Source organism: Mammaliicoccus sp. A-M4, from assembly GCF_022386955.1.
GTDB lineage: Bacteria > Bacillota > Bacilli > Staphylococcales > Staphylococcaceae > Mammaliicoccus > Mammaliicoccus lentus.
Genome location: NZ_JAJNHH010000012.1, coordinates 17,328 through 42,157, shown reverse-complemented (window position 1 = coordinate 42,157; position 24,830 = coordinate 17,328). Strand labels below are relative to the sequence as shown.

Below are 24,830 nucleotides of genomic sequence, written 5' to 3'. Positions count from 1 at the left end.
AGGGAAGTATAGCCTTGGAAACATATGTTTGGGATGTGCGTAAGTTTGTTCATAACTTAGCTAGTTATCCACACATCAATCAGATTATAGATGGTTACCGTCAAAATCAACTTATAGCTTTGCCGACGGAAACAGTATATGGATTAGGAGCAAATGCAAAAGACGAAGAAGCGATTAAAAATATTTATAAAGCTAAGGGTCGTCCATCTGATAACCCACTTATCGTTCATATTCATAATAAAAATCAATTAAAAGATTTTACAGAAAATATCTCAGAAGAAACAGAATTGTTGATGGATGCTTTTTGGCCAGGTCCAATTTCATTTATCGTTCCATATAAGTCAGGATATTTAGATGATAGAGTAACGGGAGGGTTGAATTCAGTTGCTGTAAGAATGCCTAGTCATGCTATTGGAAGAGAGATTTTGCAATTAGTCAATTTACCAATTGCAGCTCCAAGTGCAAATTTAAGTGGGAGACCTTCGCCTACAAAATTTGAACATGTAAAACATGACTTAAATACGAGGATTTATGGAATTATACAAGCTGAAGATATAGATGAAGGAATAGAAAGTACAGTAATAGATTGTACGACTTTTCCTTTTAAAATAGCAAGACCAGGGTCTATAACTGCTGAAATGATTAATGAGGTTTTGCCGAATAGTATTATAGATAAAAAAATAGATATAAATAAACCAATTGCCCCAGGAATGAAATATCAGCACTATGCACCTTCTCAACCAGTAACGTTAATAGAGGGTGGTATAACAAAACCGCTCGACCTTAATTTATTAAATAGTAAAAAACTAGCTTTTATTGGTCCAAGAAGCATAGAGCATTTAGTTCCTGAAACCATTAAATTTATTCCTTTAGGAAAAAATAAAAATGATATTAAAGGTGCTCATCATGATTTGTACGATGCATTAAGAATCGCAGACCAATTAAATGATATTGAACATATATTGATAAATGGTTATGAACGAACAGATCAAACTGTTGCATTAATGAATAGAATAGATAAAGCAAGCGGACATAGATTTAAAGGGGAAGATGAATTGTGAAAATAATATTTGTATGTACAGGTAATACTTGTAGAAGTCCATTAGCAGAAGCTATAGCTAAAGATTTGATGCCTGATTACGAAATACATTCGAGAGGTATTTCAGCATTTAACGGTGCACCGATATCTCAACAATCAATGGATATTATATTGGAAAATAATTTACCGATTCCTGAATCAGCGCAACAATTTAGCGATGCAGATTTAGATGCAGATTTAATTTTGACTATGACAGAAAATCACAAATCGATATTGCAATCCATGTATGAACATAAAAATATTGATTCATTAAAACATTATACGAGTGGAAAAGCTGGAGACGTAGTAGATCCAATTGGACAGCAAATAGGTGTGTATAGAAATACTTATGAAGAAATTAAGAAATTGATAATCGAATTATTACAGAGTAATTAAGAATACAAATAATTTGTATAATAGCTATATCACGCATGAAAAATACGTTATAATATGAAAGTATAAACAAATTGGGAGGTGGGAAGATGAAAGTAGCTATTGCAGCAGACCATGGAGGCTTTGAATACAAAGAAGCAATTAAAAAATTATTAGAAGAAATGAACATTGAATATAAAGATTTTGGAACACATAAAGGTGAATCAGTGGATTATCCAGATTATGCTAAACCTGTTTCAGAAAATGTAGCAAATGGTAATTTCGATAAAGGTATTTTAATTTGTGGAACTGGCATTGGTATGTCGATTGCTTCTAATAAAGTAAAAGGGGTACGTTGTGCACTTGTGCATGATGTTTTTACTGCGGAAGTAACAAGGCAACACAATGATTCAAACGTATTAGCATTAGGCCAACGTGTCATCGGTGAAGGATTAGCACTTCTCATCGTCAAAACTTGGTTGACGAGCGAGTTCGAAGGCGGTAGACATCAAAAACGCATAGATAAAATTGAAGGCGATTGTTCATGAAAAATAATTTAATACAATTAATCAATGAACTTAAGTCTAAACAATTTTTTAATGAAAATGAACTATGTATTATAGGATGTTCTACTTCAGAGATTAGAGGGGCAAAAATAGGCTCGAATGGTTCAGCAGAGATTGCGAAAGAATTGTATGAAACGCTTGATTCAATACATAAAGAGACAGGTGTTCATTTTGCATTTCAAGGTTGTGAACATATAAATCGAGCTATTACAATCGAACGCGAACTGTTTGATCCCTACTTAATGACTGAGGTTTCTGTTGTTCCACAACGGAATGCTGGAGGCAGCTTATCAACCTATGCATATCAACATATGGATGATCCTGTATTAGTTGAACATATCAAATGCGATAAAGGTATTGATATTGGTCAAACATTAATTGGTATGCATATTAAGCATGTAGCAGTACCGATATCAGTTGAAACTAGACAAATCGGTGAAGCAGTAGTAACAGTAGCAACAAGCCGTCCAAAATTAATTGGCGGTGAAAGAGCAAAGTATTAAATTCTTAAAAGCGAGGGATTGTACATGTCATTTATTAAAAAGCAAGACGAAAAACTTTTCGAAGCAATGGAGAAAGAGTTCGACAGACAAAATAACAACATAGAATTAATCGCGTCTGAGAACTTTGTTTCTGAAGCGGTGATGGAAGCTCAAGGTTCTGTATTAACTAATAAATACGCAGAAGGTTACCCTGGTCGTCGTTATTATGGTGGTTGTGAGCATGTTGATATCGTAGAAGATATAGCGAGAGAACGCGCAAAAGAAATCTTCGGTGGAGACCATGTTAACGTACAACCACATTCTGGTTCACAAGCAAATATGGCTGTGTATTTTGTTGCTTTAGAACCAGGTGATACTGTACTTGGAATGAATTTAAGTCATGGTGGACATTTAACTCACGGAGCTAAAGTTAACTTTAGTGGTAAACTATATAACTTTGTGGAGTATGGCGTGTCTAAAGAAAATGAACAAATTGACTATGATGAAGTTTTAAGAGTAGCTAAAGAAACTCAACCAAAATTAATAGTTGCTGGTGCTTCTGCTTATCCAAGAGGAATTGATTTTAAACGTTTCAAAGAAATTGCAGATGAAGTAGGCGCTAAATTAATGGTAGATATGGCTCATATCGCTGGTTTAGTTGCTGCTGGATTACACCAAAACCCAGTAGAATATGCTGACTTTGTTACAACTACGACGCACAAGACACTTAGAGGACCTCGTGGTGGCATGATTTTCTGTAAAGAAGAATATGCTAAAGAAATCGATAAAATCATTTTCCCTGGTATCCAAGGTGGTCCATTAATGCATGTCATTGCAGGTAAAGCTGTATCATTTGGTGAAGCATTAGAACCAGAATTTAAAGATTACCAAAAACAAGTGATTAAGAATGCTCAAAAGTTAGCTGCTACACTAGAAGAAGAAGGTTTACGTATTGTATCTGGTGGAACAGATAACCATTTAATCTGTGTCGATGTTAAAGGTTCTCTTGGTATTACAGGGAAAGTTGCTGAAAATGCTTTAGATGAAGTAGGCATAACTTGTAATAAAAATACAATACCATTTGATCAAGAAAAGCCTTTCGTAACAAGTGGTATTCGATTAGGTACACCAGCTGTTACATCTCGTGGATTTGATGAAAGTGCAATGGAAGAAGTTGGTAGAATAATGGCGACAGTGCTAAAAAATCCTGAAGATGAAACTACATTAAAAGAAGCACATGAACGTGTATTATCATTAACTTCTAAGTTCCCACTTTACAACAAATAATAGTTATTGGAGGATTGCCTTATGGGTAAAGTACATGTTTTTAATCACCCGCTCATTCAACATAAATTGAGCTATATTCGTGATAAAAAAACTGGAACAAAGGAATTTAGAGAACTTGTTGACGAAGTAGGCATGCTTATGGCTTATGAAGTTACAAGAGATTTTGATTTAAAAGACGTAGAAATTGAAACACCTGTTACAAAAATGACAGCGCAAAGATTATCAGGTAAGAAATTAGCGCTCATTCCTATTTTACGTGCTGGTCTTGGTATGACAGACGGTATTATGAAACTTGTACCTGCTGCGAGAGTTGGCCACGTTGGTTTATATCGTGACCCAGAAACACTTGAAGCAATAGAGTATTTTGTTAAGTTACCTCAAGATATTGAAGAACGTGAAATTATTGTAGTAGATCCTATGCTTGCTACAGGTGCATCTGCGATTGAAGCTATTCAATCATTAAAAAATCGTGGCGCTACTAAAATCCGCTTTATGGGATTAGTTGCTGCACCTGAAGGGGTTAAGGCACTACAAGAAGCACATGAAGATGTAGATATATATATTGCCGCTTTAGATGAAAAATTAGACGAGCATGCATACATTACACCAGGACTTGGTGATGCAGGCGACCGTCTGTTTGGCACTAAATAATAATAGGAGGATTTTATTACAATGAAGAAAATTATGACGATATTTGGTACGCGACCTGAAGCTATTAAAATGGCACCTTTGGTTTCAGAACTGAAAAATGATCCGGAGTTACAACCAATTGTAGTTGTGACTGCACAACATAGAGAAATGCTGGACTCAGTTCTTGAAACATTTGATATCACACCAGATTATGATTTGAATATCATGAAACAAGGGCAAACACTTTCTGAAGTAACTTCTAGAGTGCTAGGTGGACTTGAAAGTGTTATTCAAGAAGCGAAACCAGATATGATATTGGTACATGGAGATACAACTACTACTTTTGCTGGTAGCTTAGCTGCTTTTTATAACGAAGTCGCAATTGGACACGTTGAAGCAGGCTTAAGAACTTGGAATAAGTATTCTCCATTCCCAGAAGAAATGAATCGACAAATGACGGGGGTCCTTGCTGATTTACACTTCTCACCAACTGATCAGTCTAAACATAATTTACTTCAAGAAAATAAAAAAGACGAATCTATTGTTGTTACAGGTAATACAGCTATTGATGCATTATCAACAACGGTTAGTGAAAATTACGAAAGTGAAATCATTAACCGCCATAAAGATAAACGCATCGTGTTGTTAACAGCGCATAGACGTGAAAATATTGGTAAACCAATGGAAAATATCTTCAAAGCTGTTAGACGTATTGTTGAAGAGCATGAAGATGTTGTCGTTGTATACCCAATGCATAAAAATCCAAAGGTCAGAGATATAGCTGGACAATTATTAAGTGATCATAATCGTATCGAACTAATAGAGCCATTAGAAGTTATTGATTTTCATAACTTTGCGGCAAATTCTCATTTGATTCTTACTGATTCTGGCGGTGTACAAGAAGAAGCACCTTCACTTGGGAAGCCAGTCCTTGTATTGAGAGATACAACTGAGCGCCCAGAAGGGGTGGAAGCTGGTACGTTAAAACTAGTTGGCGTAGAAGAAGAGGATGTCTACAACGAAACGAAAAAACTATTAAATGATCAATCTTCATATGAAAGCATGAGCATTGCTCAAAATCCATATGGTGATGGCTTAGCATCTAAGAGAATATGTGAAAATATTAAGTATTATTTTGATATTTTGACTGAAGCACCTGCACCGTTCAAAACAAAATAAGTTAGAAGTGGTTTGTGTCAATTCTGTGACAAAAAAATGACAAAAATTTGTTTTCTATTTTTGACATAGCATTGACACTATAAGGCCACTATATTATCATGAAAATTGTGTGATGAAACGGTTTTCAAAGATATACAACTAATTAAAGGAGTTTCAGCTGTATGTTTGATTTCAAGGGCTTTTTCAAGTCTTATTTACAGTATTTTATTTTCTTCGTTATTTTTCTAGTTGTCGTTTATTTCTTCTTGAAACATGAGTTCATTTTAGGACTAATAATTGGAACAATAGCATCAGCTGTTAACTTGTTTTCATGGGAAGTTTACCTCAATCGAGCAAAAAATGCTGAATCATTACAATTATCAACTGGAAACTGGGTAAGGTACCTTGTAACTATTGTTGCATGTTGTTTCTGGCTTAAATATCCAATAATTGTTGATATTATCGGAATTTTAGTAGGGCTGATGATTGCATATGTGTTAATCATGTTTAGGTCACTCAAAAATCTCGATTAAATAATTAAAATTGTGAAAAGAGGTGAAAATATGGAACACGAATCACCTTTGTGGTCCATCAATTTTGGAGGGTTTGACTTAATATTCAATCTTTCAAGTGTCTTAATGATAGTAGTTTCAGCAATTATCGTTTTTGCGATAGCTGTAGCTTGTACTAGAAATTTAAAAGTAAGACCTTCTGGTGCTCAAAACTTTATTGAATGGATTTTTGACTTCGTTAAAGGCATCATTCAAAGTAATATGGCATGGAAAGAGGGAGGGAAATTCCATTTCCTTGCAGTAACATTAATATTATTTATTTTTGTTTCTAATATGTTAGGACTTCCATTCTCAATTGTTGTAGGACACACATTATGGTGGAAATCACCAACAGCAGATCCTACTGTGACATTAACATTAGCTACTTTAATGGTATTGCTCACACACTTCTACGGTGTGAAAATGCGTGGAACGAGTGGATATTTAAAATCGTTCGTTCAACCGGTAGCTTTAATGGTACCATTCAAAATTGTTGAAGAATTTGCTTCAACATTGACGCTTGGTCTACGTTTGTACGGTAATATATTTGCAGGTGAAGTATTATTAGGTTTACTAGGTACTTTAGCTGCTGGCGGCGCTTTAGGAGTTTTAGGCGCATTTTTACCTGCTATGGTATGGCAAGCATTCTCAATTTTTATAGGTTCAATTCAAGCGTACATATTTGTAATGTTATCAATGGTTTATATGTCCCACAAAGTGGCAGAAGATCATTAATATAAAATTTAAAAAACAATTAATATTTTTAATTCTAGGAGGAAAATTATAATGAGTTTAGGTGTATTAGCAGCGGCAATCGCAATCGGTTTAGCAGCATTAGGAGCAGGTATTGGTAACGGTCTTATCGTTTCAAGAACAGTTGAAGGTGTTGCACGTCAACCAGAAGCACGTGGTCCATTAATGACAATTATGTTTATCGGTGTTGGTTTAGTTGAAGCCCTACCTATCATTGCAGTTGTAGTAGCATTCATGGTAATGAACCGATAAGCTAACATATTTTTAGAACAGGCGGAGTCTATCTAAAAAGGATTTCGCCATTCATTTATGAGGTGTTAGAACCTTGACTTGCAATGAAAGGAGTGTAATTGGCAGTGGATCATAACGTATTGGTTTTAGGTGCAACAGGCAGTGGCGTTGAATGGGGAACAGCTTTATTCACATTAATCACGTTTTTAATCCTGTTAGCTTTATTAAAGAAATATGCTTGGGGACCATTGAAATCCATAATGGATGAACGTGAAGAAACTATCAATAAAGATATTGATGACGCTCAAGCAGCAAAGGTAAATGCAAAAAAATTAGAAGAAGAAAATAGAGACATCCTTAAAAAGACTCAAGAAGAAGTACAAACAATTCTTGATGATGCAAAACATCAAGCTAAAGTACAACAAGAGCAAATTATAAGTGATGCAAATGTTAAAGCAAATGGGTTAATTCAATCAGCACAAGCAGAGATTCAGCAAGAGAAACAAAGAGCAATTGCTGATATTAATAATCGTGTATCTGAACTTTCTGTATTAATAGCTTCTAAAGTAATTAATAAAGAGATTTCTGAACAAGATCAAAAAGAACTTGTTGAAAAATACATTAAAGAGGCAGGGGAAAAATAATGGCGAATATAAGTCAAAAATATGCCCAAGCTTTATATGATGTAGCAGAAGAACATAACATAGAAGACACAATATTAAACGAACTCGAAACGCTAGAAAATAGTGTGAAACCAAATCTAGATGAAATTAAGGCTATAGATTATAATCCAAAGTTAGCTCAAGAAGACAGACAAGCTTTAGTTGAAAATGTATTCAAAGGCATATCTAAACCTTTAATGAACACATTATTCTTATTAGCTAATAACAACAAATTGTCTTTAATTCCTAGTGTTTTTATAGATTATAGAAATATTTATAATCAAGTACATAGTCAAGATTTAATGAAAGTTGAATCTGTCTATCCGTTATCTAACGAAGAATTAGATGAAATAGGGAAAGTTTTTATTAAGCGTACAGGTTTAAAGAAATTAATTTTAGAAAATGAAATAAATGATTCTTTAATTGGCGGTGTTCGTGTAACGATAGGTACGAAAGTTTACGACGGCTCGATTCAGAATGATTTAAATCAATTAACAAAATCATTTCATCAAATGAAATAATTATTAAGGAGTGACATAGATGGCCATTAAAGCTGAAGAAATCAGTGCTTTATTACGCTCTCAAATTGAAAACTATGAGTCTGAAATGTCAGTTACCGATGTTGGTACAGTTATCCAAGTCGGGGATGGTATTGCATTAGCTCATGGCTTGAATGATGTTATGGCTGGTGAACTTTTAGAGTTTCATACTGGCGTTTTAGGTTTGGCACAAAACTTAGAAGAAAATAACGTAGGTATCGTCATTTTAGGACCTGCAGAAGGTATTAAAGAAGGCGATGAAGTTAAGCGTACTGGACGTATCATGGAAGTACCAGTAGGCGAAGAATTAATCGGACGTGTTGTGAATCCTTTAGGACAGCCAATAGATGGACAAGGTCCAATTAACACTTCTAAAACACGCCCTGTAGAATCACCTGCAACAGGTGTTATGGATCGTAAATCAGTAGATGAACCTCTACAAACTGGTATTAAAGCGATTGATGCATTAGTACCAATTGGACGTGGACAACGTGAGTTAATCATCGGTGACCGTCAAACAGGTAAAACTACTGTAGCAATCGACACTATTTTAAACCAAAAAGACCAAGATATGATTTGTATATACGTAGCTATAGGTCAAAAAGAATCTACAGTTCGTACAGCAGTTGAAACATTACGTAGACATGGTGCATTAGATTACACAATCGTTGTATCAGCATCTGCAGCTCAACCTGCTCCTTTACTGTATATTGCACCTTATTCTGGTGTAGCTATGGGTGAAGAGTTCATGTTCAATGGTAAACACGTATTAGTTGTTTATGATGATTTAACGAAACAAGCGGCAGCTTACCGTGAATTATCATTATTACTACGTCGTCCGCCAGGCCGTGAAGCTTATCCAGGTGACGTATTCTACTTACACAGTCGTTTATTAGAACGTGCTGCTAAATTGAATGATGAATTAGGTGGCGGTTCAATTACTGCATTACCTTTCGTTGAAACGCAAGCAGGTGATATCTCTGCTTACGTACCGACAAACGTTATTTCAATTACAGACGGTCAAATATTCTTACAATCAGACTTATTCTTCTCAGGTGTAAGACCAGCGATTAACGCAGGTTTATCAGTTTCACGTGTTGGTGGTTCGGCACAAATTAAAGCAATGAAGAAAGTTGCTGGTACTTTACGTTTAGACTTAGCTTCTTATCGTGAATTAGAGTCATTTGCTCAATTCGGTTCAGACTTAGATGCTGCAACTAAAGCGAAATTAGAACGTGGTAAACGTACAGTAGAAGTACTTAAACAAGATCAAAATAAACCATTATCTGTTGAACGACAAGTTGTTATCTTATACGCATTGACTAAAGGTCATTTAGATGACATTCCTGTTGTAGACATTACAAGATTTGAAGATGAATTCTTAAATTGGATCGATTCTAATGCTAGCGATTTATATAAAGAAATTCGCGAAACAAAACAATTACCATCTGATGATAAATTTGTTTCTGCTATCGAAGGATTCAAAAAAGTATTTAATAAATCTCAAGTAGAGTAATATTAAGCTTTAAATAAAAGGTGGTGAAATTGTGGCTTCACTTAGAGAAATCAAAGGAAGAATCACTTCTACGCAAAGTACGAGTCAAATTACAAAAGCAATGAACATGGTTTCTAATTCTAAATTACGTAGAGCTGAAGAAAACGCAAGTGCATTTGAACCTTATATGAATAAAATGCAAGATGCAATAACAGCTATTGCTTCTAAAAGTTCGGATGTATCTCATCCGATGCTTAAAAAACGAGAAGTAAAACGTTCAGGTTATTTAGTGATAACTTCTGACAAAGGATTAGCAGGACCATATAGTGCAAATATATTAAAAAATTTAGTAAATGATATTAAAGAAAAACATAACAACAACCCAGATGAATATGCAATTGTTGTAGTAGGTCGTGTAGGTCGAGATTTCTTGAAGAACAGAGATTATAATGTTGTTGAAGAATATACGGGATTACCAGATCAACCTACTTTTAAAGATGTTCAAGCTTTAACTGAAAAAGCAGTAGACTTATTCAACGAAGAATTCTACGATGAACTGACTTTATACTATAGTCACTTTGTAAGTGTTCTTGAGCAACAAGTTAGGTCTAAAAGGATACTACCTTTATCTGATGAAGATACAGGAAAAGGTTCAAGCTTAATGGCTGGCTACGAATTCGAACCAGATAAAGAAACTATTTTAGAAGTTATATTACCACAATATGCTATTAGTTTAATCTATGGTGCTGTATTAGACGGTAAAGCAAGTGAGCATGCTTCTAGAATGACGGCTATGAAAAATGCTACAGACAATGCTTCTGAATTAATTGACGAATTATCAATACAATATAACAGAGCTAGACAAGCTGCAATTACTCAACAAATTACTGAGATTGTAGGCGGAGCAGCTGCACTAGAATAAGATTAGGAGGAATTTACATGGGATTAGGCCGAGTAACGCAAATTACAGGGCCAGTTATTGACGTACGTTTCCCACATGGTGAATTGCCGGAACTTAATAATGCTTTGACAATTAAAGTAGACCGTCCCGACGGTAACACTTTTAATTTAGCATTAGAAGTTGCATTACACCTTGGTGATGATGTTGTACGTACAATAGCTATGGCATCAACTGATGGTGTGAAACGTGGTCAAGAAGTAGTAGACACTGGTAAAGCTATTTCAGTACCGGTTGGAGATGCTACATTAGGTCGTGTGTTTAATGTTTTAGGTGAAAAAATTGATTTAGGTGAAGAGCTTGATGAAAGTGTTCGTCGTGACCCTATTCATCGTTTAGCTCCTAAGTTTGAAGATTTATCTACAAAAGTAGAAATTCTTGAAACTGGAATTAAAGTAGTAGACTTATTAGCGCCATATATTAAAGGTGGTAAAATCGGTCTATTCGGTGGTGCCGGTGTAGGTAAAACAGTTCTTATTCAAGAATTAATTAATAATATTGCTCAAGAGCATGGTGGTATTTCTGTATTCGCAGGTGTAGGTGAACGTACACGTGAAGGTAACGACTTATACTATGAAATGAGCGATTCAGGCGTTATTAAGAAAACGGCAATGGTCTTTGGACAAATGAACGAACCACCAGGCGCTCGTGCTAGAGTTGCATTATCAGGTTTAACTATGGCTGAATACTTCCGTGATGAACAAGGACAAGATGTATTATTATTCATTGATAACATCTTCCGCTTTACTCAAGCAGGTTCTGAAGTTTCTGCATTATTAGGTCGTATGCCTTCAGCAGTTGGTTATCAACCAACTCTTGCTACTGAGATGGGACAATTACAAGAACGTATTACATCTACTAATAAAGGATCAGTTACATCTATTCAAGCGGTATTCGTACCAGCCGATGACTATACTGACCCAGCGCCAGCTACTGCTTTCGCTCACTTAGATGCAACTACAAACCTTGAGCGTAAATTAACAGAAATGGGTATATACCCAGCGGTTGATCCTTTGGCTTCAACGTCGCGTGCCTTAACACCTGAAATTGTTGGTGACGAGCATTATGACGTTGCACGTCGTGTTCAACAGACTTTACAAAAGTATAGAGAATTACAAGATATCATAGCTATCCTTGGTATGGATGAATTATCAGATGATGATAAGAAAACAGTTGAACGTGCTCGTCGTATTCAATTCTTCTTATCTCAAAACTTCCATGTAGCAGAACAATTTACTGGCCAAAAAGGATCATATGTACCAGTTAGTCAAACTGTACAAGATTTCAAAGCAATACTAGAGGGACAATATGACCATATACCAGAAGATGCTTTCCGTTTAGTCGGTGGTATCGAAGCAGTTCTTGAAAATGCTAAAAACATGGGTGTAGAGGTCTAATACTAATTAGGAGGAATGGAAAATGAATACATTTACCTTAGATGTTGTCACTCCTAATGGATCTGTTTACTCAGCAAAAGATGTTGAACTTGTTGTTTTACATACTGAAACTGGAGAAATGGGTGTAATGGCTGGCCATATTCCAACTGTTGCAGCATTAAAAACAGGATATGTTAAAGTAAACAAAGCAAGTGGTACAGAGTATTTAGCTGTTTCCGAAGGATTTGTTGAAGTAAGAACTGATAAAGTTACTGTTCTAGTTCAGTCAGCTGAAACAGCTGAGGATATAGATAAAGAACGTGCGATTAATTCTAAAGAACGTGCAGAAGAACGATTACATAGTAATCGTGATGATGTTGATTATAGACGTGCTGAACGCGCGTTAAGTCGTGCAATTAATCGAATTGAAGTGGCTAAATTTAGATAATTATACAGGCTGAGACAAAAATATATGTCTCAGCCTAATTTATTATAATGGCAGTAGCTGACTGGACTGAAAATACGCTTATATCAAAGTTATTTCAATTCTGGTCATCTTTGCCGGGATGGGACTATGAAATATTTTTAGGAAAATGAAATATCTGTCCCACTCCCTTTGTTCTAGTGAAAGGATTGAGAGTATGGAATATTATGGTCAATTAGGTATTATAGGATTAATTCTTCATGTTGTATGTGTATGTTTAGCTTTTTGGGCGTTACAAGGCGTTAGGTTAGAGCAAATTTTCAAGAAAAATCATATAGCGCAAGCTCAAACATTTATAATCATTTTAGCTGTTTTATTAGGTACAAGTCTGAGTCGTTTTATTTTAGATATCCTCCAATATTCGTTACAATTAAAATTACTTTTCTAAAAATTACAAGAAAATACATAAATGTATGTAAAAAGAACAAAAAAGTAGTATAATGTTTTGGTGAATGTTTATGATTAATTAAAAGTGTGTATTTAATATATATATACTTTTGTAAATTAAATAATAGTGATGTATTTGTGGAGGACAATTATATGGATAAAATCGTCGTAAAAGGCGGGAAACGTCTAGAAGGAACAGTTGTTGTAGAAGGGGCTAAAAACGCAGTTCTACCTATATTGACAGCTACACTTTTACCGTCTGAAGGTCAAAGCGTTTTAACGAATGTACCAAAGTTAAGTGATGTTGATACAATAAATAACGTATTAACACATTTAAATGCAGAAATAGAATATGAGGCAGATAATAATACTGTAAAGGTTGATTCATCTAATCCTTTAAAAATAGAGGCACCTTATGAATATGTAAGCAAAATGAGAGCAAGCATATTAGTAATGGGTCCATTATTAGCAAGAGAAGGTCATGCTAGAGTTGCTTTACCTGGAGGTTGTGCAATTGGATCAAGACCAATTGAACAACATTTAAAGGGCTTCGAAGCATTGGGTGCTGAAATAGAATTACATAATGGATTTATAGAAGCAACTACACCTAATGGTTTAAAAGGCAGTAAAATTTATTTAGATTTCCCAAGCGTTGGTGCTACTCAAAATATTATGATGGCAGCTGTATTAGCAGACGGAAAAACTGAAATACAAAACGTTGCTAGAGAACCAGAAATAGTTGACTTAGCTAATTATTTAAATGAAATGGGTGCTCAAGTACATGGAGCAGGTACGGATACAATTAAAATAATTGGAGTTGATCATTTAGTAGGTGCGGAGCATTCTATTATTCCTGATAGAATTGAAGCTGGTACATTTATGATCGCTGGTGCTATTACAAGAGGTAATATAAATGTAATCGGAGCAATAAGAGAACATATGTCAAGCTTAGTTTCGAAACTAGAAGAAGCTGGTGTTCAAATAACAGAAATTAAAGATGGTTTAAATATTCAAGTGCCTGGTGAAATTAAAGCTATCGATGTTAAAACGATGCCACATCCTGGTTTCCCTACGGATATGCAATCTCAAATTATGGCGTTGTTATTAACTGCTAACGGAACAAGTAAAATAACTGAAACTGTCTTTGAAAATAGATTCATGCATGTTGAAGAATTTAAACGTATGAATGCTGATATATTTATTAACGATAGAAGTGCTATGATTACGGGACATGATGACTTACAAGGTGCAGATGTAAAAGCAACAGACTTAAGAGCAGGTGCAGCACTTATACTTGCTGGACTAGTATCTGATGGTTATACAAATGTTACAGAACTTAAACATTTAGATAGAGGTTATGTTGATTTTCATGGTAAACTAAAAACATTAGGTGCAGATGTAGAACGCATTAATGATGAAGGCAAGTTAAAAGATAAAGCGAGGGTTTAGTATGACTGAAACACAATCATCGAGAACTGACGAAAAAAATAGAAAGTCGCCATTTAAAAGGTTTAAAGAAAAAATTCAAACGAGTAGAGTTGAAACGATTCAAGGTATTGAAGTTGAACATCGTGTAATACCGTTATGGATGAAATTACTTATATTGCTAATTTTAATGGTCTTGCTATTTGTTGTCGGGACTATGATTGGTTATGGCATTTTGCATAATCCATTTGGTGTATTTAAACCTGAAACTTGGCAGCACATCTTTGAATTAACAGGAAGGAGTTCATGATGGAAGAAATTATTTACGATTATAATGAAATTAAAAAAATAATACCTCATCGTTATCCATTTTTATTATTAGATAAAATTGTAGAATTAGAAGATGGTAAACGTTGTGTTGGTATTAAGCAAGTATCTGGAAATGAGCCTTTCTTCCAAGGTCATTTTCCTGATTATGCCGTAATGCCTGGCGTACTAATCGTTGAAGCTTTAGCGCAAACAGGTGCAGTAGCAATGCTACGATTAGAAGAAAACCAAGGTAAGTTAGCTATGTTTGCAGGAATCGATAAGTGTCGATTTAAGAGACAAGTAGTGCCTGGTGACACGCTAAGATTAGAAGTAGAAATCAATAGAATTAAAGGTCCAATAGGAAAAGGTACTGCTAAAGCAACAGTAGATGGAGAAGTTGCATGTAGTTGTGAAATTAGCTTTGCACTTGTGGATCAAAAATAAAAAATATATAGATGTATAAAGCCACACCATTGAATGTTCAATGGTGTGGCTTTATTTGTTGTAAATAGTCGAGAAATTTATATCTCACTCTTTATTATATATTACTTTTTTCATCTTTTAATTTTGGTTTAGATTGCATAAGTCGATTAAATGAAGTTTTAAGTTCTTCACCTGTTAATCCTTCTTCTATTAGTTGTTCTAGTAATCGTTCAGCATAAACTTGTCTTAAAGTATAAATATGACATTCAAATACTACTGAAATTTTTTCATCTAATTGCTCTATATATTTTATAGTCGCATCAAATAATGCAGGATCATTAGATGGTCTTGTAATAACGACGCGTGTGTCTAATAATTTTTGAGTGTCATGATATTCTTTCATTTGTTCATAATGAATATCAGAGATTAAAATTTCTAATAACCAACCTGTTCCACTATTTTCTTTATTTATAATAATACCATCTAACAATTCATATTCTGTAATCTGTTCATCATTTACGATTTGAAAGCGAACTGCTTTAAATGTTTTCATAAACATCCCCCTTAAATGTTAAAACTACGAATGTTTAACTTTGTGTTCTATTATAAAGCACTTTTTAAGTAAATAACAATATTCTAAGGATATTGTTGAAAATTATGATGGAAAATATAAAAAAATGGATTTTGACGTAAAAATGTTGATTCCTTATATTAAAAATATAAGGAGGTGAAAGATATGCTTAATAAATCTGTTTTAGTTGGGAGGTTAACTAAAGACCCTGCCTATTTTAAGAAAGGTGACACTATCATTTCTACATTTTGTTTAGCAGTTGAAAGGGGTTATAAATCTAAAGAAGGTAATATGGTTGTTGACTTTATTGTGTGCAAAGCTTTTGGGAAATTAGCTTATAACATACATCAATATACGAAGAAAGGTCAATTAATAGCTTTAACAGGCCAAATACAAACACGTGTATATATTAAAGATGATAAAAAGCAATATATTACTGAAATTATTTGTGAAACGATAAAGTTTTTAAATATGCCTTCAACAAATAGGAAAGGTGTCCCTCAATCTAAAGAAGAGATAAGTGATTTAATAAGTGAAAGTGCTGACACTTATTCAGAAGAACTATCTGTTAGAATGAGCGATGAAAGAAATACAGCTGAACAAAAGGCCAAAGAGAACGAACAAGATAACTTGTCGCAAGATGAAGTTTATAAACAGTATAATAAAATGATTGAAATTATACATGATGAAACAGACACATCTGAACAACCACAAACCTCGAATAAATCTATGGTAGTAAAATCATAGATTCATTCTAATTCCTCTATTAATAAAAATAGTCTTCCAAAACTAAAATACTCTCGATTCTATATTCCAGTGTGTCTAGAATATATATAGCCAGACGCTTATTAAATTGTTCAAATTATTGGACGTTTAATTACTTCCTACAAACTTATTCTAAAATTTGTGGGAAGTATTTTATATTTTATAAGTAGTTTATATATGACTTAAGAGTTTAATTATAATTGTGTAACCAATTACAGTGGTGTTACAAATTGCACTTTAATTAATTTTACACAACTTAAAAGAATACTTTCATGAAAGTTCTCAAGAAAGTATATAGCTGTAAAATATTCTTGAGATTTATGTAATACAATTGTAATAATTGGCTGTAATTTTTCATATGGTTGTAACCTATGTCATCAAATTTAATGATATAGTTTATAAAGTAAAAATCATAAATAAAGAGATAACCTTACAGGAGGAAATATTCAATCATGAAAAAATTATTATCAGTTTCAACAGCAGCAGTTGCAGTTACGACAGGGGTAACAGCTACAGCTGATGCAGCAACTCATACAGTAAAATCGGGAGACACTTTATTTGAGATCTCTAAACAATACGGAACAACAGTTGACGCACTTAAAGCGGACAATGGTTTAAATTCAAACTTAATCTTACCTAACCAAGTAATTAAAGTTAATGAAGCGAAAGCAGAAAATACTGAAGCGACTACAGAATACACTGTAGTTTCAGGAGATACTTTAGGGAAAATTGCATCTAAATATGATGTAACAGTATCTCAATTGAAAGCATGGAACAACTTAAATTCAGATCTAATTGTTGTTGGTCAAACTTTATCATTACAAGCACCAGCACAATCAGCTGAACCAGCAACAGCTCCAGTAGCTCAACAAGCTCCGGTTCAACAAACTGAAACACAAGTTGAAGCACCAGCTTACCAAGCTAACTATCAAGCACCAACACAATCATACAAAGCACCAGCTCAACCAACATATAATAAAGTTCAAACTTCACAAACTTCATATAAAGCGCCAGCTCAATCGGCTAGCACTGGTGGATCTACTAAAGCTCAATCGGCTAGCACTGGTGGATCTACTAAAGCTCAATTCTTAGCTGCAGGTGGAACTGAAGCAATGTGGAATACAATTGTATTACCAGAATCAAGTGGTAATCCAAATGCGGTAAGCCCTAACGGTTACCAAGGTTTAGGTCAAACTAAAGAATCATGGGGAACTGGTTCTGTAGCTACACAAACTAAAGGTATGTTAAACTACGCGAAACAACGTTATGGTTCTGTTGACGCAGCAATAGCTTTCCGTGCTCAAAACAATTGGTGGTAAGCTAAAAGCTTAATTTTCAAGTTATATAAATAATATTAATTCAATCGTCTAGGAAATATCCTAGGCGATTTTTTATATTTTACTAATGTTGTTTAATTTGACCATTATAAATGTATTTGATAATCTTAAAGTAATTGAATAAAGGAATGACTACTAGGGGCGCCTATAGGCTGAGATGAATTCGTTCAGTCCCTTATACCTGATTTGGATAATGCCAACGTAGGAAAGTGGTCAATTAACGTATACTCTACTTTTAATTGACTTCTTTTTATACGAAAGAAGTCATTTTTTATTTAAAAAATTATTAGGAGAGATAACATGCGTTTTTCTGAGCAGTTACAACAAAAAGTAGAACCAATTATTGAAGAAATATATAATGATGGATTCATTCAAGGGTTTGTAAATGATGACATTTCAGCAGAAGCTGTAAAGCATTATTTAAAAGCGGATGCCAGATATTTAAATGAATTTGCTAAAATCTATGCGCTATTAATTCCTAAAATAGACTCTAAAGAAGAGTTGAAATTTTTATTAGAACAAATAGAATTCGCTTCTTCAGGGGAAGTAGGAGCTCATCAAATATTAGCGGATTATATCGGTGAAGGTTATCATGAAGTAATAAAAGATGGGGCATGGTATCCTACTGCAGATCACTATATTAAGCATATGTATTATAATGCGTACGCACATGAAAATGTTGCTTATACTGTAGCAGCTATGGCACCATGTCCATATGTATATAGAAGGATAGCTCAACTAGCTATTGAGAGAAATAATTTTTCGTCTAATCATAAGTTACAAGAATGGTTTAAATTTTACTATAAAGGTATGGATGAACTAATGGACGTACTAGACAACTGGCTCGATACTTTTAGTGAAAATGCATCTAAAGCAGAAATAGAACTAGTCGAAAGAAATTTTTTAGAAAGCACTGTTCATGAACGCAATTTCTTCAACATGTCGTATATTCAAGAAAAATGGAAATTTGAGGAGAGATAAATATGAAAAAACCAAACATTGCGTTATCGATTGCTGGTACCGACCCAACGGGCGGAGCAGGTATCATGGCGGATTTAAAATCATTTCAAGCGTCAGGAGTATATGGAATGGCAGTTCCAACTAGTATCGTTTCTCAAAATACTTTAGGTGTACAAGATGTCTACCATTTACCTATAGAAGTACTTGAATCTCAATTGAAAAGTGTATTCGATGATGAAACGCCAGATGCAATAAAAACGGGCATGATTGCATCAGAAGAAATGATGGAAACAATCAAACCTTATATTGAACAAGCTAATAAACCTTATGTCATTGATCCTGTAATGGTCGCTAAAAGTGGAGATTCACTGATGGATGATAAAGGTAAAAATAAATTAAAATCTATATTATTACCATTAGCTACTGTGGTAACGCCAAATATACCAGAAGCTGAAGATATAACAGGGTATAAAATTCAAACAGAAGAACAAATCAAAAAAGCTGGAGAATTTTTCTTAAATGAAGTTGGTTCTAAAGGTGTTGTCATTAAAGGCGGTCATTTAGAAGGTGATGCTATTGATTATTTATTTACACAAGAGGGTATAAGAAGTTGGAAGAGTGAAAGATTTGATACGCAACACACCCACGGGACTGGTTGTACATTTAGCGCAGTGATTACAGCAGAATTAGCTAAAGGACATACGATAGAAGAAGCGGTTAATACAGCTAAGAGATTTATTACTTTAGCAATTAAGTACACGCCAGAAATAGGAAAAGGTAGAGGACCAGTAAATCATTTCGCATATCAAAAAGTAGAGGGATTGGATTATGAGTAAACTACAAAATATTCGAGAAACAGGACCACTCGTAGTATGTTATACAAATGATGTTGTAAAAAACTTTACAGCGAACGGTTTAATATCGCTAGGAGCAAGTCCAGCTATGAGTGAAGAACCAGAAGAAGCGGAAGAATTTTCGAAAGTAGCAAGCGCCTTTTTAGTAAATATAGGTACAATTACAACCGATAAAGCATATGATATGAAAGAATATGCGAAAATAATGCATGATAACGGAGTGCCCGTTGTACTAGACCCAGTTGCAGTTGGAGCATCCACAATTAGAAAGACATTCTGCCAAACACTTCTTAACGATCAAGTAGTTGATGTAATAAGAGGTAACGCATCAGAAATATTAGCTTTAGTTGACGAAGAAACAACTATGAAAGGCACAGATAGTGATGATTCGTTAGACGTAGTAAAAATTGCTAAAAAAGCGCATAAACAATTGAATTTACCGATTATATTAACAGGAAAAACAGATGTTATTGCATGTAATAATCAATATTTAGAATTAAATAATGGTAGTGAAATGCTGACAAAAATTACTGGTGGAGGATGTTTACTAGGTGCTGTAGTGGGTGCTTTTCTTGCAAATAAAAAACAAATTACAGTAGATTTATTAGGAGAAGCATTATCAACGTATAATATCGCTAGCGAAATTGCGAGTGAACAATCCGGCGCACATTTACCAGGTACATTCAAAGTTGCATTTATTGATCAATTGAATGCAATAACGGATGAAATTGTTAAGCAAAAACAGAATGTGAAAGAAGTGAAATAATGTTTAAACAAGAATTGCTAAAAGTTTATTTTATAGCAGGCAGCCAAGACGTCCCTAACAAAAATTTATATACTGTTCTTGAGGAAGCATTAAAATCAGGTATTACAATGTTTCAATATCGAGAAAAAGGACCTAATAGTAAAACAGGCAAAGACAAAGAAACATTAGCGAAACAATTATTTGAACTATGTAAAAAATATAATGTACCGTTCATAGTAAATGACGATGTCGATTTAGCCTTAAAAATAAATGCTGATGGTATCCATGTTGGACAAGACGATAAAAATGTATCGTTATTTAAAGATAATTTTGAAAATAAAATCATTGGATTAAGCGTTGCTAATAAAGAAGAATATGATTTATCAGATGTTTCACTTGTTGATTATATAGGTACAGGTCCTATACATTCAACGCTTTCAAAAAGTGATGCAGGTGAAGAAGGTGGTTATGACCTCATTTCTAACTTAAGAAAATATGATGAAAATATACCAATTGTTGCTATTGGAGGTATAACAGAAGCTGACGTCATACCTTTGATAAACGCTGGTGCGGATGGGGTTAGTATTATTTCAGCTATAGCAAAAAGTACAAATATTGAACAAACTGTGAAGGGCTTTCATAATCAATATAAAAAAGTACTATAAATTTAAAATATTGATTTATGTTGAATAGAAACTATGGTAGAATAACCTTTATGTGAGTATATCAATAGAGGTGGAAAAATGAAGAAAAAAGCTTTATGGCCATTATTATTCGGTGTAATGGTTGTGCTAGCTGGGTGTGATTATTCTAAACCTGAGAATAGAGATGGATTCTTTTATAATACATTTGTTAAACCAATGGACAATTTAATTCATTGGCTCGGCGCTAACTTAGATCACAACTATGGACTAGCAATTATAATTATTACGTTAATCGTGCGTTTAGTCTTATTCCCATTCATGATGAAAACGTATAAAAATCAAAAATTAATGCGTGAAAAAATGAAATTAGCTAAACCTGAAATGGAAAAAATTCAGGAAAGAGTTAAACGTGCTAGAACTCAAGAAGAAAAAATGGAAGCCAATCAAGATATGATGGCACTATACAAAAAGCACGGTATTAACCCAATGAACATGGGTTGTTTACCAATTGTTATTCAAATGCCTATCGTAATGGGCTTGTTCTATGTATTGAAGTTCCCAACTGAAGGTGGAATTACAGAATATCCACAATTCCTATGGTTCAACTTAACGCAACCAGATATCTTCATTACTATAATTGCAGGTATCATCTATGCATTACAAGCATTTGTTTCTATGAAATACGCTAATGTACCTGATGAACAAAAGAATATGATGAGAATGATGATGTTCATTTCTCCAATCATGATTATTTGGATGTCATACATTTCAGCTTCAGCATTAGGTTTATACTGGGCTGTCGGTGGTGCTTTCCTAGTTGTTCAAACTTGGTTAGGTAATGTCTTCTATAACAGTAAAGTTGAAGAAGAAATGAAACCAATCATTGAAGCGCACGAAAAAAACCAACAAGAAGCTAACAATGATAAGAAACCAGCTAAGCTCGTTTCAAATAAAAAGAAAAAGAAATAAGTCAGGGTAACAACAATCCTGTAAAATAGAAAAAGCGGAAATTCTTTTAAATAAGAATTTCCGCTTTTTTTGTTGTCTAAGTTGCAAGACAAGGTCCACGTGCAACATTCGACGACACTATATTCCGACATTCCATTCTTCGAAAAATTGTTCTAAAAACATTAGCATAAATTTATGTCTATCTTCTGCGATTTCTTTTCCTCTAACTGTATTCATTTGGTCTTTAAGTAATAATAACTTTTCATAAAAGTGATTAATCGCAGTATTAGGCTCATTATGATATTGATCTGCTGTTATCGTATTTAAATCTCTAGGTTTTGAATCTGTAATATGCATAGGTTCATTAAAATGACCTGCAAATTGAAATGTTCGAGCAATACCTATAGCACCTAAAGCGTCTATTCTGTCCGCATCTTGTACAACTTTACCAGCTAAACTATTAAGCTTACCTTTATTTTTGCCGCCTTTATAGCTGATGTATTTTAAAATATGAATGATTTCTTTTTGTATTTCAGTTGAAAGTTGTACTTTGTTCATCCATACGTATAAATTATCCCAAGCTTTATTGGCGTCTTTAAATAATTTGCTATCTACAGAATCATGGAGCAAACTTGCTAGTTCTACTATGAAAGTATTTACTTGTTCATGTTGAGCTATATCTAATGCAATATGCCTCACTCTCATAATGTGTTCAAAATCATGACCTGTTGTATCCTCTTTGTGTAATGAACGGACATGACGTTCAGCATCTTTTATAATCCATTGTTTATCCATATTATTTTCTCCTTAAAAAAATCCGGGACATAAATAATTGTCCCGGACTGTATATTATATTGGTAAAGGTGACTAAGTGGGACTACGAAACCATTTTCACAAAATAAGATTTTTGTCTCACTCTCATATTGTTTAAAGAAGTGGTGTTAGCAATCGAGCTAAACCTTCTTTAAGTTTTATCCATGTACTTCTACTATCATATTTTTCAATAGTTAATGTTGAAGAATGTTTTATATCGTTTTGATATGCTAATCTTGATGATTCAGCTATTTCCTCATCATAAATGAATGCATTGACTTCAAAGTTTAATACGAAGCTTCTGTTATCCATATTAGCCGTACCGATACTTACAATTTCGTCGTCTATAACGACCATTTTTGAATGAATGAAACCTTTCTCATATATATGAACATTAACGCCGGCTTTTATTAATTCACCAACATTAGCGTAAGTAGCCCAATAAACAAAAGGATGATCTGGTTTATTAGGTACCATGACGTTCACATCTACACCAGATAATGCAGCTATTTTCACAGCGTCCAAGAATGATGAATCAGGTATAAAATATGGTGTTTGAATATAGATATTTTTTTTAGCTTCTGAAATCATTTTAAGATAACCATATTTGATTTGTTCCCAGTCTTCGTCGGGACCACTGGAAGCAATTTGTACACCAACTTTACCTCCAGATTCAACATCTGGGAAGTATCTTGATTCATAACGCATTTTGTCACGTGTTGATTGAGAGTTCCAATCCATCATAAATCTAAGTTGTAAGGCATTAACAGAGTCGCCTTCTAATCGTAAATGCGTATCTCTCCAATAACCGAACTTTTTATCTAGTCCTAAATATTCATCGCCAACATTAAATCCACCAACATAACCAACTTCGCCATCAATCACTACGATTTTTCTATGATTACGGTTGTTCATTCTAAAGTTAATGAGAGGTAATTTAGAAGGGAAGAAACTTGCCACTTCTCCGCCAATTTCTCTAAACTTTTTGAATGATGAAAGGTTAAGTTTACGTGAGCCCATATCATCATATAACATTTTGACTTCTAAGCCTTCGTGTAATTTCTTCTCGAGTTCGTTTAATATTTTTTTACCTAGATTGTCTTTTCTAAAAATATAATACTGAATATGTATGTAATGTTTAGCATTTCTAATATCTTCGATTAATGCATCGAATTTATCATTGCCATCAGTAAAAATTTCCACTTTATTATCAGTTGTTAAAAAGGCTGAATTATTGTATAAAAGCATATGAATTAAATGTTTATAATTCGCTATTTCTGGTTTATCTACTTCGAAATTATTTTCATCAATTGCTTTAAGTTGTTCATTAACAATATGTTCTAAACCTATTTTATCTTGTTCATCTAAATTAAAGATGCTTTTATTCTGAATTTGTCTACCAAATAATAAGTATAAAAAGAAACCGAGTAATGGTACGAATAATAATACTAACAACCATGCCCAAATTGCGCTCGCTTCTCTACGTTCTAGGAATATGATAACAAATCCAAATACAACGTTTAATATAAATGCCAATACCAATAGCACTGATATAATAAGAGAAAAATCAAATGAAAAATTTGGTGCAAAATTCATATCAATGCCTCCATTTCTGTATCTTTAAACTAGTATAATACATTTAAAATAAAAATGGAAAGGTTGTATTTGACCATTTTCATATATATACATATAATTAAACAAAATAGGTATATATATAAATCAATGTAAATAAATAAAAATATGATTAGGAGATGTTCATAATGAAAGAGCGTATCATAGATGTTGAAGGAATGAGTTGTGCTCATTGTAAACAAGCTGTAGAAGAATCAGTAGGGCAATTAATTGGTGTTAAAGAAGTTGTAGCAAGCCCTGAAGATAATCAAGTGCGTGTTGTATTTGAAGATCCAGCAAGCATAGATAATATTGAAAATGCAATTTTTGATGCAGGATATGAAGTTATTTAAGATATAAATGTTAAAATTTTAGTATAAATTAACAAAATATATAGAAAAATAACAAAATAGTCC

31 protein-coding genes and 1 riboswitch are annotated in these 24,830 nt (G+C 33.7%); of the genes, 28 read left to right on the top strand and 3 right to left on the bottom strand.

The features are described from left to right. Nucleotides 1–14: 14 nt before the first annotated feature. The 20 genes from LQ682_RS10800 (at nucleotide 15) to fabZ (ending at nucleotide 15,187) form a co-directional block, all read left to right on the top strand. Nucleotides 15–1,061: an L-threonylcarbamoyladenylate synthase gene (locus LQ682_RS10800; protein ID WP_103268936.1), complete on the top strand. Its 1,047-nt coding sequence runs from the start codon at nucleotides 15–17 to the stop codon at nucleotides 1,059–1,061. Next, entirely contained in the window at nucleotides 1,058–1,474 is a 417-nt protein-coding gene (locus tag LQ682_RS10795) for a low molecular weight protein arginine phosphatase (RefSeq protein WP_016998898.1), read from the top strand. Before LQ682_RS10800 ends, LQ682_RS10795 begins: the two co-directional genes overlap by 4 nt. 86 nt (nucleotides 1,475–1,560) lie before the next feature. Continuing rightward, nucleotides 1,561–1,998, top strand: coding sequence for a ribose 5-phosphate isomerase B (rpiB, locus tag LQ682_RS10790; RefSeq protein ID WP_016998899.1), 438 nt, complete (start codon nucleotides 1,561–1,563; stop codon nucleotides 1,996–1,998). Then, nucleotides 1,995–2,519 carry a TIGR01440 family protein gene (locus LQ682_RS10785; protein ID WP_103268935.1) on the top strand — a complete coding sequence of 175 codons (525 nt, stop codon included), beginning with the start codon at nucleotides 1,995–1,997 and terminating at the stop codon, nucleotides 2,517–2,519. Before rpiB ends, LQ682_RS10785 begins: the two co-directional genes overlap by 4 nt. A gap of 24 nt (nucleotides 2,520–2,543) precedes the next feature. Then, nucleotides 2,544–3,785, top strand: coding sequence for a serine hydroxymethyltransferase (locus tag LQ682_RS10780; RefSeq protein ID WP_016998901.1), 1,242 nt, complete (start codon nucleotides 2,544–2,546; stop codon nucleotides 3,783–3,785). A gap of 21 nt (nucleotides 3,786–3,806) precedes the next feature. Beyond that, nucleotides 3,807–4,436: a uracil phosphoribosyltransferase gene (upp, locus tag LQ682_RS10775; RefSeq protein WP_016998902.1), complete on the top strand. Its 630-nt coding sequence runs from the start codon at nucleotides 3,807–3,809 to the stop codon at nucleotides 4,434–4,436. Between the two features lie 21 nt (nucleotides 4,437–4,457). Continuing rightward, nucleotides 4,458–5,594: a non-hydrolyzing UDP-N-acetylglucosamine 2-epimerase gene (wecB, locus tag LQ682_RS10770; RefSeq protein ID WP_064210830.1), complete on the top strand. Its 1,137-nt coding sequence runs from the start codon at nucleotides 4,458–4,460 to the stop codon at nucleotides 5,592–5,594. Nucleotides 5,595–5,755: 161 nt separating this feature from the next. Then, the gene (locus tag LQ682_RS10765) at nucleotides 5,756–6,106 is read left to right on the top strand and encodes an ATP synthase subunit I (RefSeq protein ID WP_016998903.1); all 351 of its coding nucleotides are present in this window, start codon (nucleotides 5,756–5,758) and stop codon (nucleotides 6,104–6,106) included. 30 nt (nucleotides 6,107–6,136) lie between these two features. Continuing rightward, nucleotides 6,137–6,859 (top strand): F0F1 ATP synthase subunit A, encoded by a 723-nt coding sequence (gene atpB, locus LQ682_RS10760; RefSeq protein ID WP_016998904.1) that lies wholly within the window; start codon nucleotides 6,137–6,139, stop codon nucleotides 6,857–6,859. A 51-nt stretch (nucleotides 6,860–6,910) separates the two neighbouring features. Beyond that, nucleotides 6,911–7,129, top strand: coding sequence for a F0F1 ATP synthase subunit C (gene atpE, locus LQ682_RS10755; RefSeq protein ID WP_016998905.1), 219 nt, complete (start codon nucleotides 6,911–6,913; stop codon nucleotides 7,127–7,129). A 98-nt stretch (nucleotides 7,130–7,227) separates the two neighbouring features. Continuing rightward, nucleotides 7,228–7,752, top strand: coding sequence for a F0F1 ATP synthase subunit B (locus LQ682_RS10750; RefSeq protein WP_016998906.1), 525 nt, complete (start codon nucleotides 7,228–7,230; stop codon nucleotides 7,750–7,752). Then, complete coding sequence (locus LQ682_RS10745; protein ID WP_103268934.1) at nucleotides 7,752–8,291, top strand: F0F1 ATP synthase subunit delta; 540 nt, start codon at nucleotides 7,752–7,754, stop codon at nucleotides 8,289–8,291. Before LQ682_RS10750 ends, LQ682_RS10745 begins: the two co-directional genes overlap by 1 nt. 19 nt (nucleotides 8,292–8,310) lie before the next feature. Continuing rightward, nucleotides 8,311–9,825, top strand: a complete 1,515-nt coding sequence (atpA, locus tag LQ682_RS10740; protein WP_016998908.1) for a F0F1 ATP synthase subunit alpha — start codon at nucleotides 8,311–8,313, stop codon at nucleotides 9,823–9,825. 31 nt (nucleotides 9,826–9,856) lie between these two features. Next, nucleotides 9,857–10,726: an ATP synthase F1 subunit gamma gene (gene atpG, locus LQ682_RS10735; RefSeq protein ID WP_016998909.1), complete on the top strand. Its 870-nt coding sequence runs from the start codon at nucleotides 9,857–9,859 to the stop codon at nucleotides 10,724–10,726. 17 nt (nucleotides 10,727–10,743) lie between these two features. After that, nucleotides 10,744–12,159 carry a F0F1 ATP synthase subunit beta gene (gene atpD, locus LQ682_RS10730; RefSeq protein WP_064204155.1) on the top strand — a complete coding sequence of 472 codons (1,416 nt, stop codon included), beginning with the start codon at nucleotides 10,744–10,746 and terminating at the stop codon, nucleotides 12,157–12,159. A gap of 22 nt (nucleotides 12,160–12,181) precedes the next feature. Beyond that, entirely contained in the window at nucleotides 12,182–12,586 is a 405-nt protein-coding gene (locus LQ682_RS10725) for a F0F1 ATP synthase subunit epsilon (RefSeq protein WP_016998910.1), read from the top strand. 193 nt (nucleotides 12,587–12,779) lie between these two features. Then, complete coding sequence (locus LQ682_RS10720) at nucleotides 12,780–13,010, top strand: DUF1146 family protein (RefSeq protein ID WP_016998911.1); 231 nt, start codon at nucleotides 12,780–12,782, stop codon at nucleotides 13,008–13,010. Between the two features lie 152 nt (nucleotides 13,011–13,162). Further along, nucleotides 13,163–14,458 carry a UDP-N-acetylglucosamine 1-carboxyvinyltransferase gene (gene murA, locus LQ682_RS10715; protein ID WP_103268933.1) on the top strand — a complete coding sequence of 432 codons (1,296 nt, stop codon included), beginning with the start codon at nucleotides 13,163–13,165 and terminating at the stop codon, nucleotides 14,456–14,458. A gap of 1 nt (nucleotide 14,459) precedes the next feature. Further along, the gene (locus LQ682_RS10710) at nucleotides 14,460–14,744 is read left to right on the top strand and encodes a DNA-directed RNA polymerase subunit beta (protein WP_103268932.1); all 285 of its coding nucleotides are present in this window, start codon (nucleotides 14,460–14,462) and stop codon (nucleotides 14,742–14,744) included. Further along, nucleotides 14,744–15,187 (top strand): 3-hydroxyacyl-ACP dehydratase FabZ, encoded by a 444-nt coding sequence (gene fabZ, locus LQ682_RS10705; protein ID WP_016998917.1) that lies wholly within the window; start codon nucleotides 14,744–14,746, stop codon nucleotides 15,185–15,187. The genes LQ682_RS10710 and fabZ overlap by 1 nt, the downstream gene beginning before the upstream one ends. Nucleotides 15,188–15,281: 94 nt before the next feature. On the opposite strand, the gene LQ682_RS10700 is transcribed toward fabZ, so the two are convergent. After that, nucleotides 15,282–15,719, bottom strand: coding sequence for a YwpF family protein (locus tag LQ682_RS10700; RefSeq protein WP_016999715.1), 438 nt, complete (start codon nucleotides 15,717–15,719; stop codon nucleotides 15,282–15,284). A gap of 183 nt (nucleotides 15,720–15,902) precedes the next feature. Between LQ682_RS10700 and LQ682_RS10695 the strand changes: the two genes are divergently transcribed. The 7 genes from LQ682_RS10695 (at nucleotide 15,903) to yidC (ending at nucleotide 22,011) form a co-directional block, all read left to right on the top strand. Then, nucleotides 15,903–16,484 (top strand): single-stranded DNA-binding protein, encoded by a 582-nt coding sequence (locus tag LQ682_RS10695; protein WP_016999714.1) that lies wholly within the window; start codon nucleotides 15,903–15,905, stop codon nucleotides 16,482–16,484. Between the two features lie 470 nt (nucleotides 16,485–16,954). Next, nucleotides 16,955–17,821 carry a LysM peptidoglycan-binding domain-containing protein gene (locus tag LQ682_RS10690; protein ID WP_103268931.1) on the top strand — a complete coding sequence of 289 codons (867 nt, stop codon included), beginning with the start codon at nucleotides 16,955–16,957 and terminating at the stop codon, nucleotides 17,819–17,821. Nucleotides 17,822–17,966: 145 nt separating this feature from the next. Then, a riboswitch (TPP riboswitch) is annotated at nucleotides 17,967–18,064 on the top strand. A 75-nt stretch (nucleotides 18,065–18,139) separates the two neighbouring features. Then, on the top strand, nucleotides 18,140–18,820 hold the full coding sequence (gene tenA / locus LQ682_RS10685) for a thiaminase II (RefSeq protein WP_103268930.1): 681 nt from the start codon (nucleotides 18,140–18,142) through the stop codon (nucleotides 18,818–18,820). Between the two features lie 2 nt (nucleotides 18,821–18,822). Then, entirely contained in the window at nucleotides 18,823–19,635 is an 813-nt protein-coding gene (gene thiD, locus LQ682_RS10680; protein ID WP_103268929.1) for a bifunctional hydroxymethylpyrimidine kinase/phosphomethylpyrimidine kinase, read from the top strand. After that, nucleotides 19,628–20,419, top strand: a complete 792-nt coding sequence (gene thiM, locus LQ682_RS10675; RefSeq protein ID WP_103268928.1) for a hydroxyethylthiazole kinase — start codon at nucleotides 19,628–19,630, stop codon at nucleotides 20,417–20,419. Before thiD ends, thiM begins: the two co-directional genes overlap by 8 nt. After that, complete coding sequence (thiE, locus tag LQ682_RS10670) at nucleotides 20,419–21,063, top strand: thiamine phosphate synthase (protein WP_103268927.1); 645 nt, start codon at nucleotides 20,419–20,421, stop codon at nucleotides 21,061–21,063. Before thiM ends, thiE begins: the two co-directional genes overlap by 1 nt. 78 nt (nucleotides 21,064–21,141) lie before the next feature. After that, nucleotides 21,142–22,011 carry a membrane protein insertase YidC gene (gene yidC / locus LQ682_RS10665; protein WP_016999708.1) on the top strand — a complete coding sequence of 290 codons (870 nt, stop codon included), beginning with the start codon at nucleotides 21,142–21,144 and terminating at the stop codon, nucleotides 22,009–22,011. Between the two features lie 117 nt (nucleotides 22,012–22,128). Here yidC and LQ682_RS10660 read toward each other — a convergent pair whose 3' ends face one another. Both LQ682_RS10660 and cls read right to left on the bottom strand, forming a co-directional pair. Continuing rightward, nucleotides 22,129–22,785 carry an HD domain-containing protein gene (locus tag LQ682_RS10660; RefSeq protein WP_103268926.1) on the bottom strand — a complete coding sequence of 219 codons (657 nt, stop codon included), beginning with the start codon at nucleotides 22,783–22,785 and terminating at the stop codon, nucleotides 22,129–22,131. Nucleotides 22,786–22,917: 132 nt separating this feature from the next. Further along, nucleotides 22,918–24,399, bottom strand: a complete 1,482-nt coding sequence (cls, locus tag LQ682_RS10655) for a cardiolipin synthase (protein ID WP_103268925.1) — start codon at nucleotides 24,397–24,399, stop codon at nucleotides 22,918–22,920. 164 nt (nucleotides 24,400–24,563) lie between these two features. On the opposite strand from cls, the gene LQ682_RS10650 reads away from it, so the two are divergent. Next, nucleotides 24,564–24,767 carry a copper ion binding protein gene (locus tag LQ682_RS10650; RefSeq protein WP_016999705.1) on the top strand — a complete coding sequence of 68 codons (204 nt, stop codon included), beginning with the start codon at nucleotides 24,564–24,566 and terminating at the stop codon, nucleotides 24,765–24,767. Nucleotides 24,768–24,830: the final 63 nt, after the last annotated feature.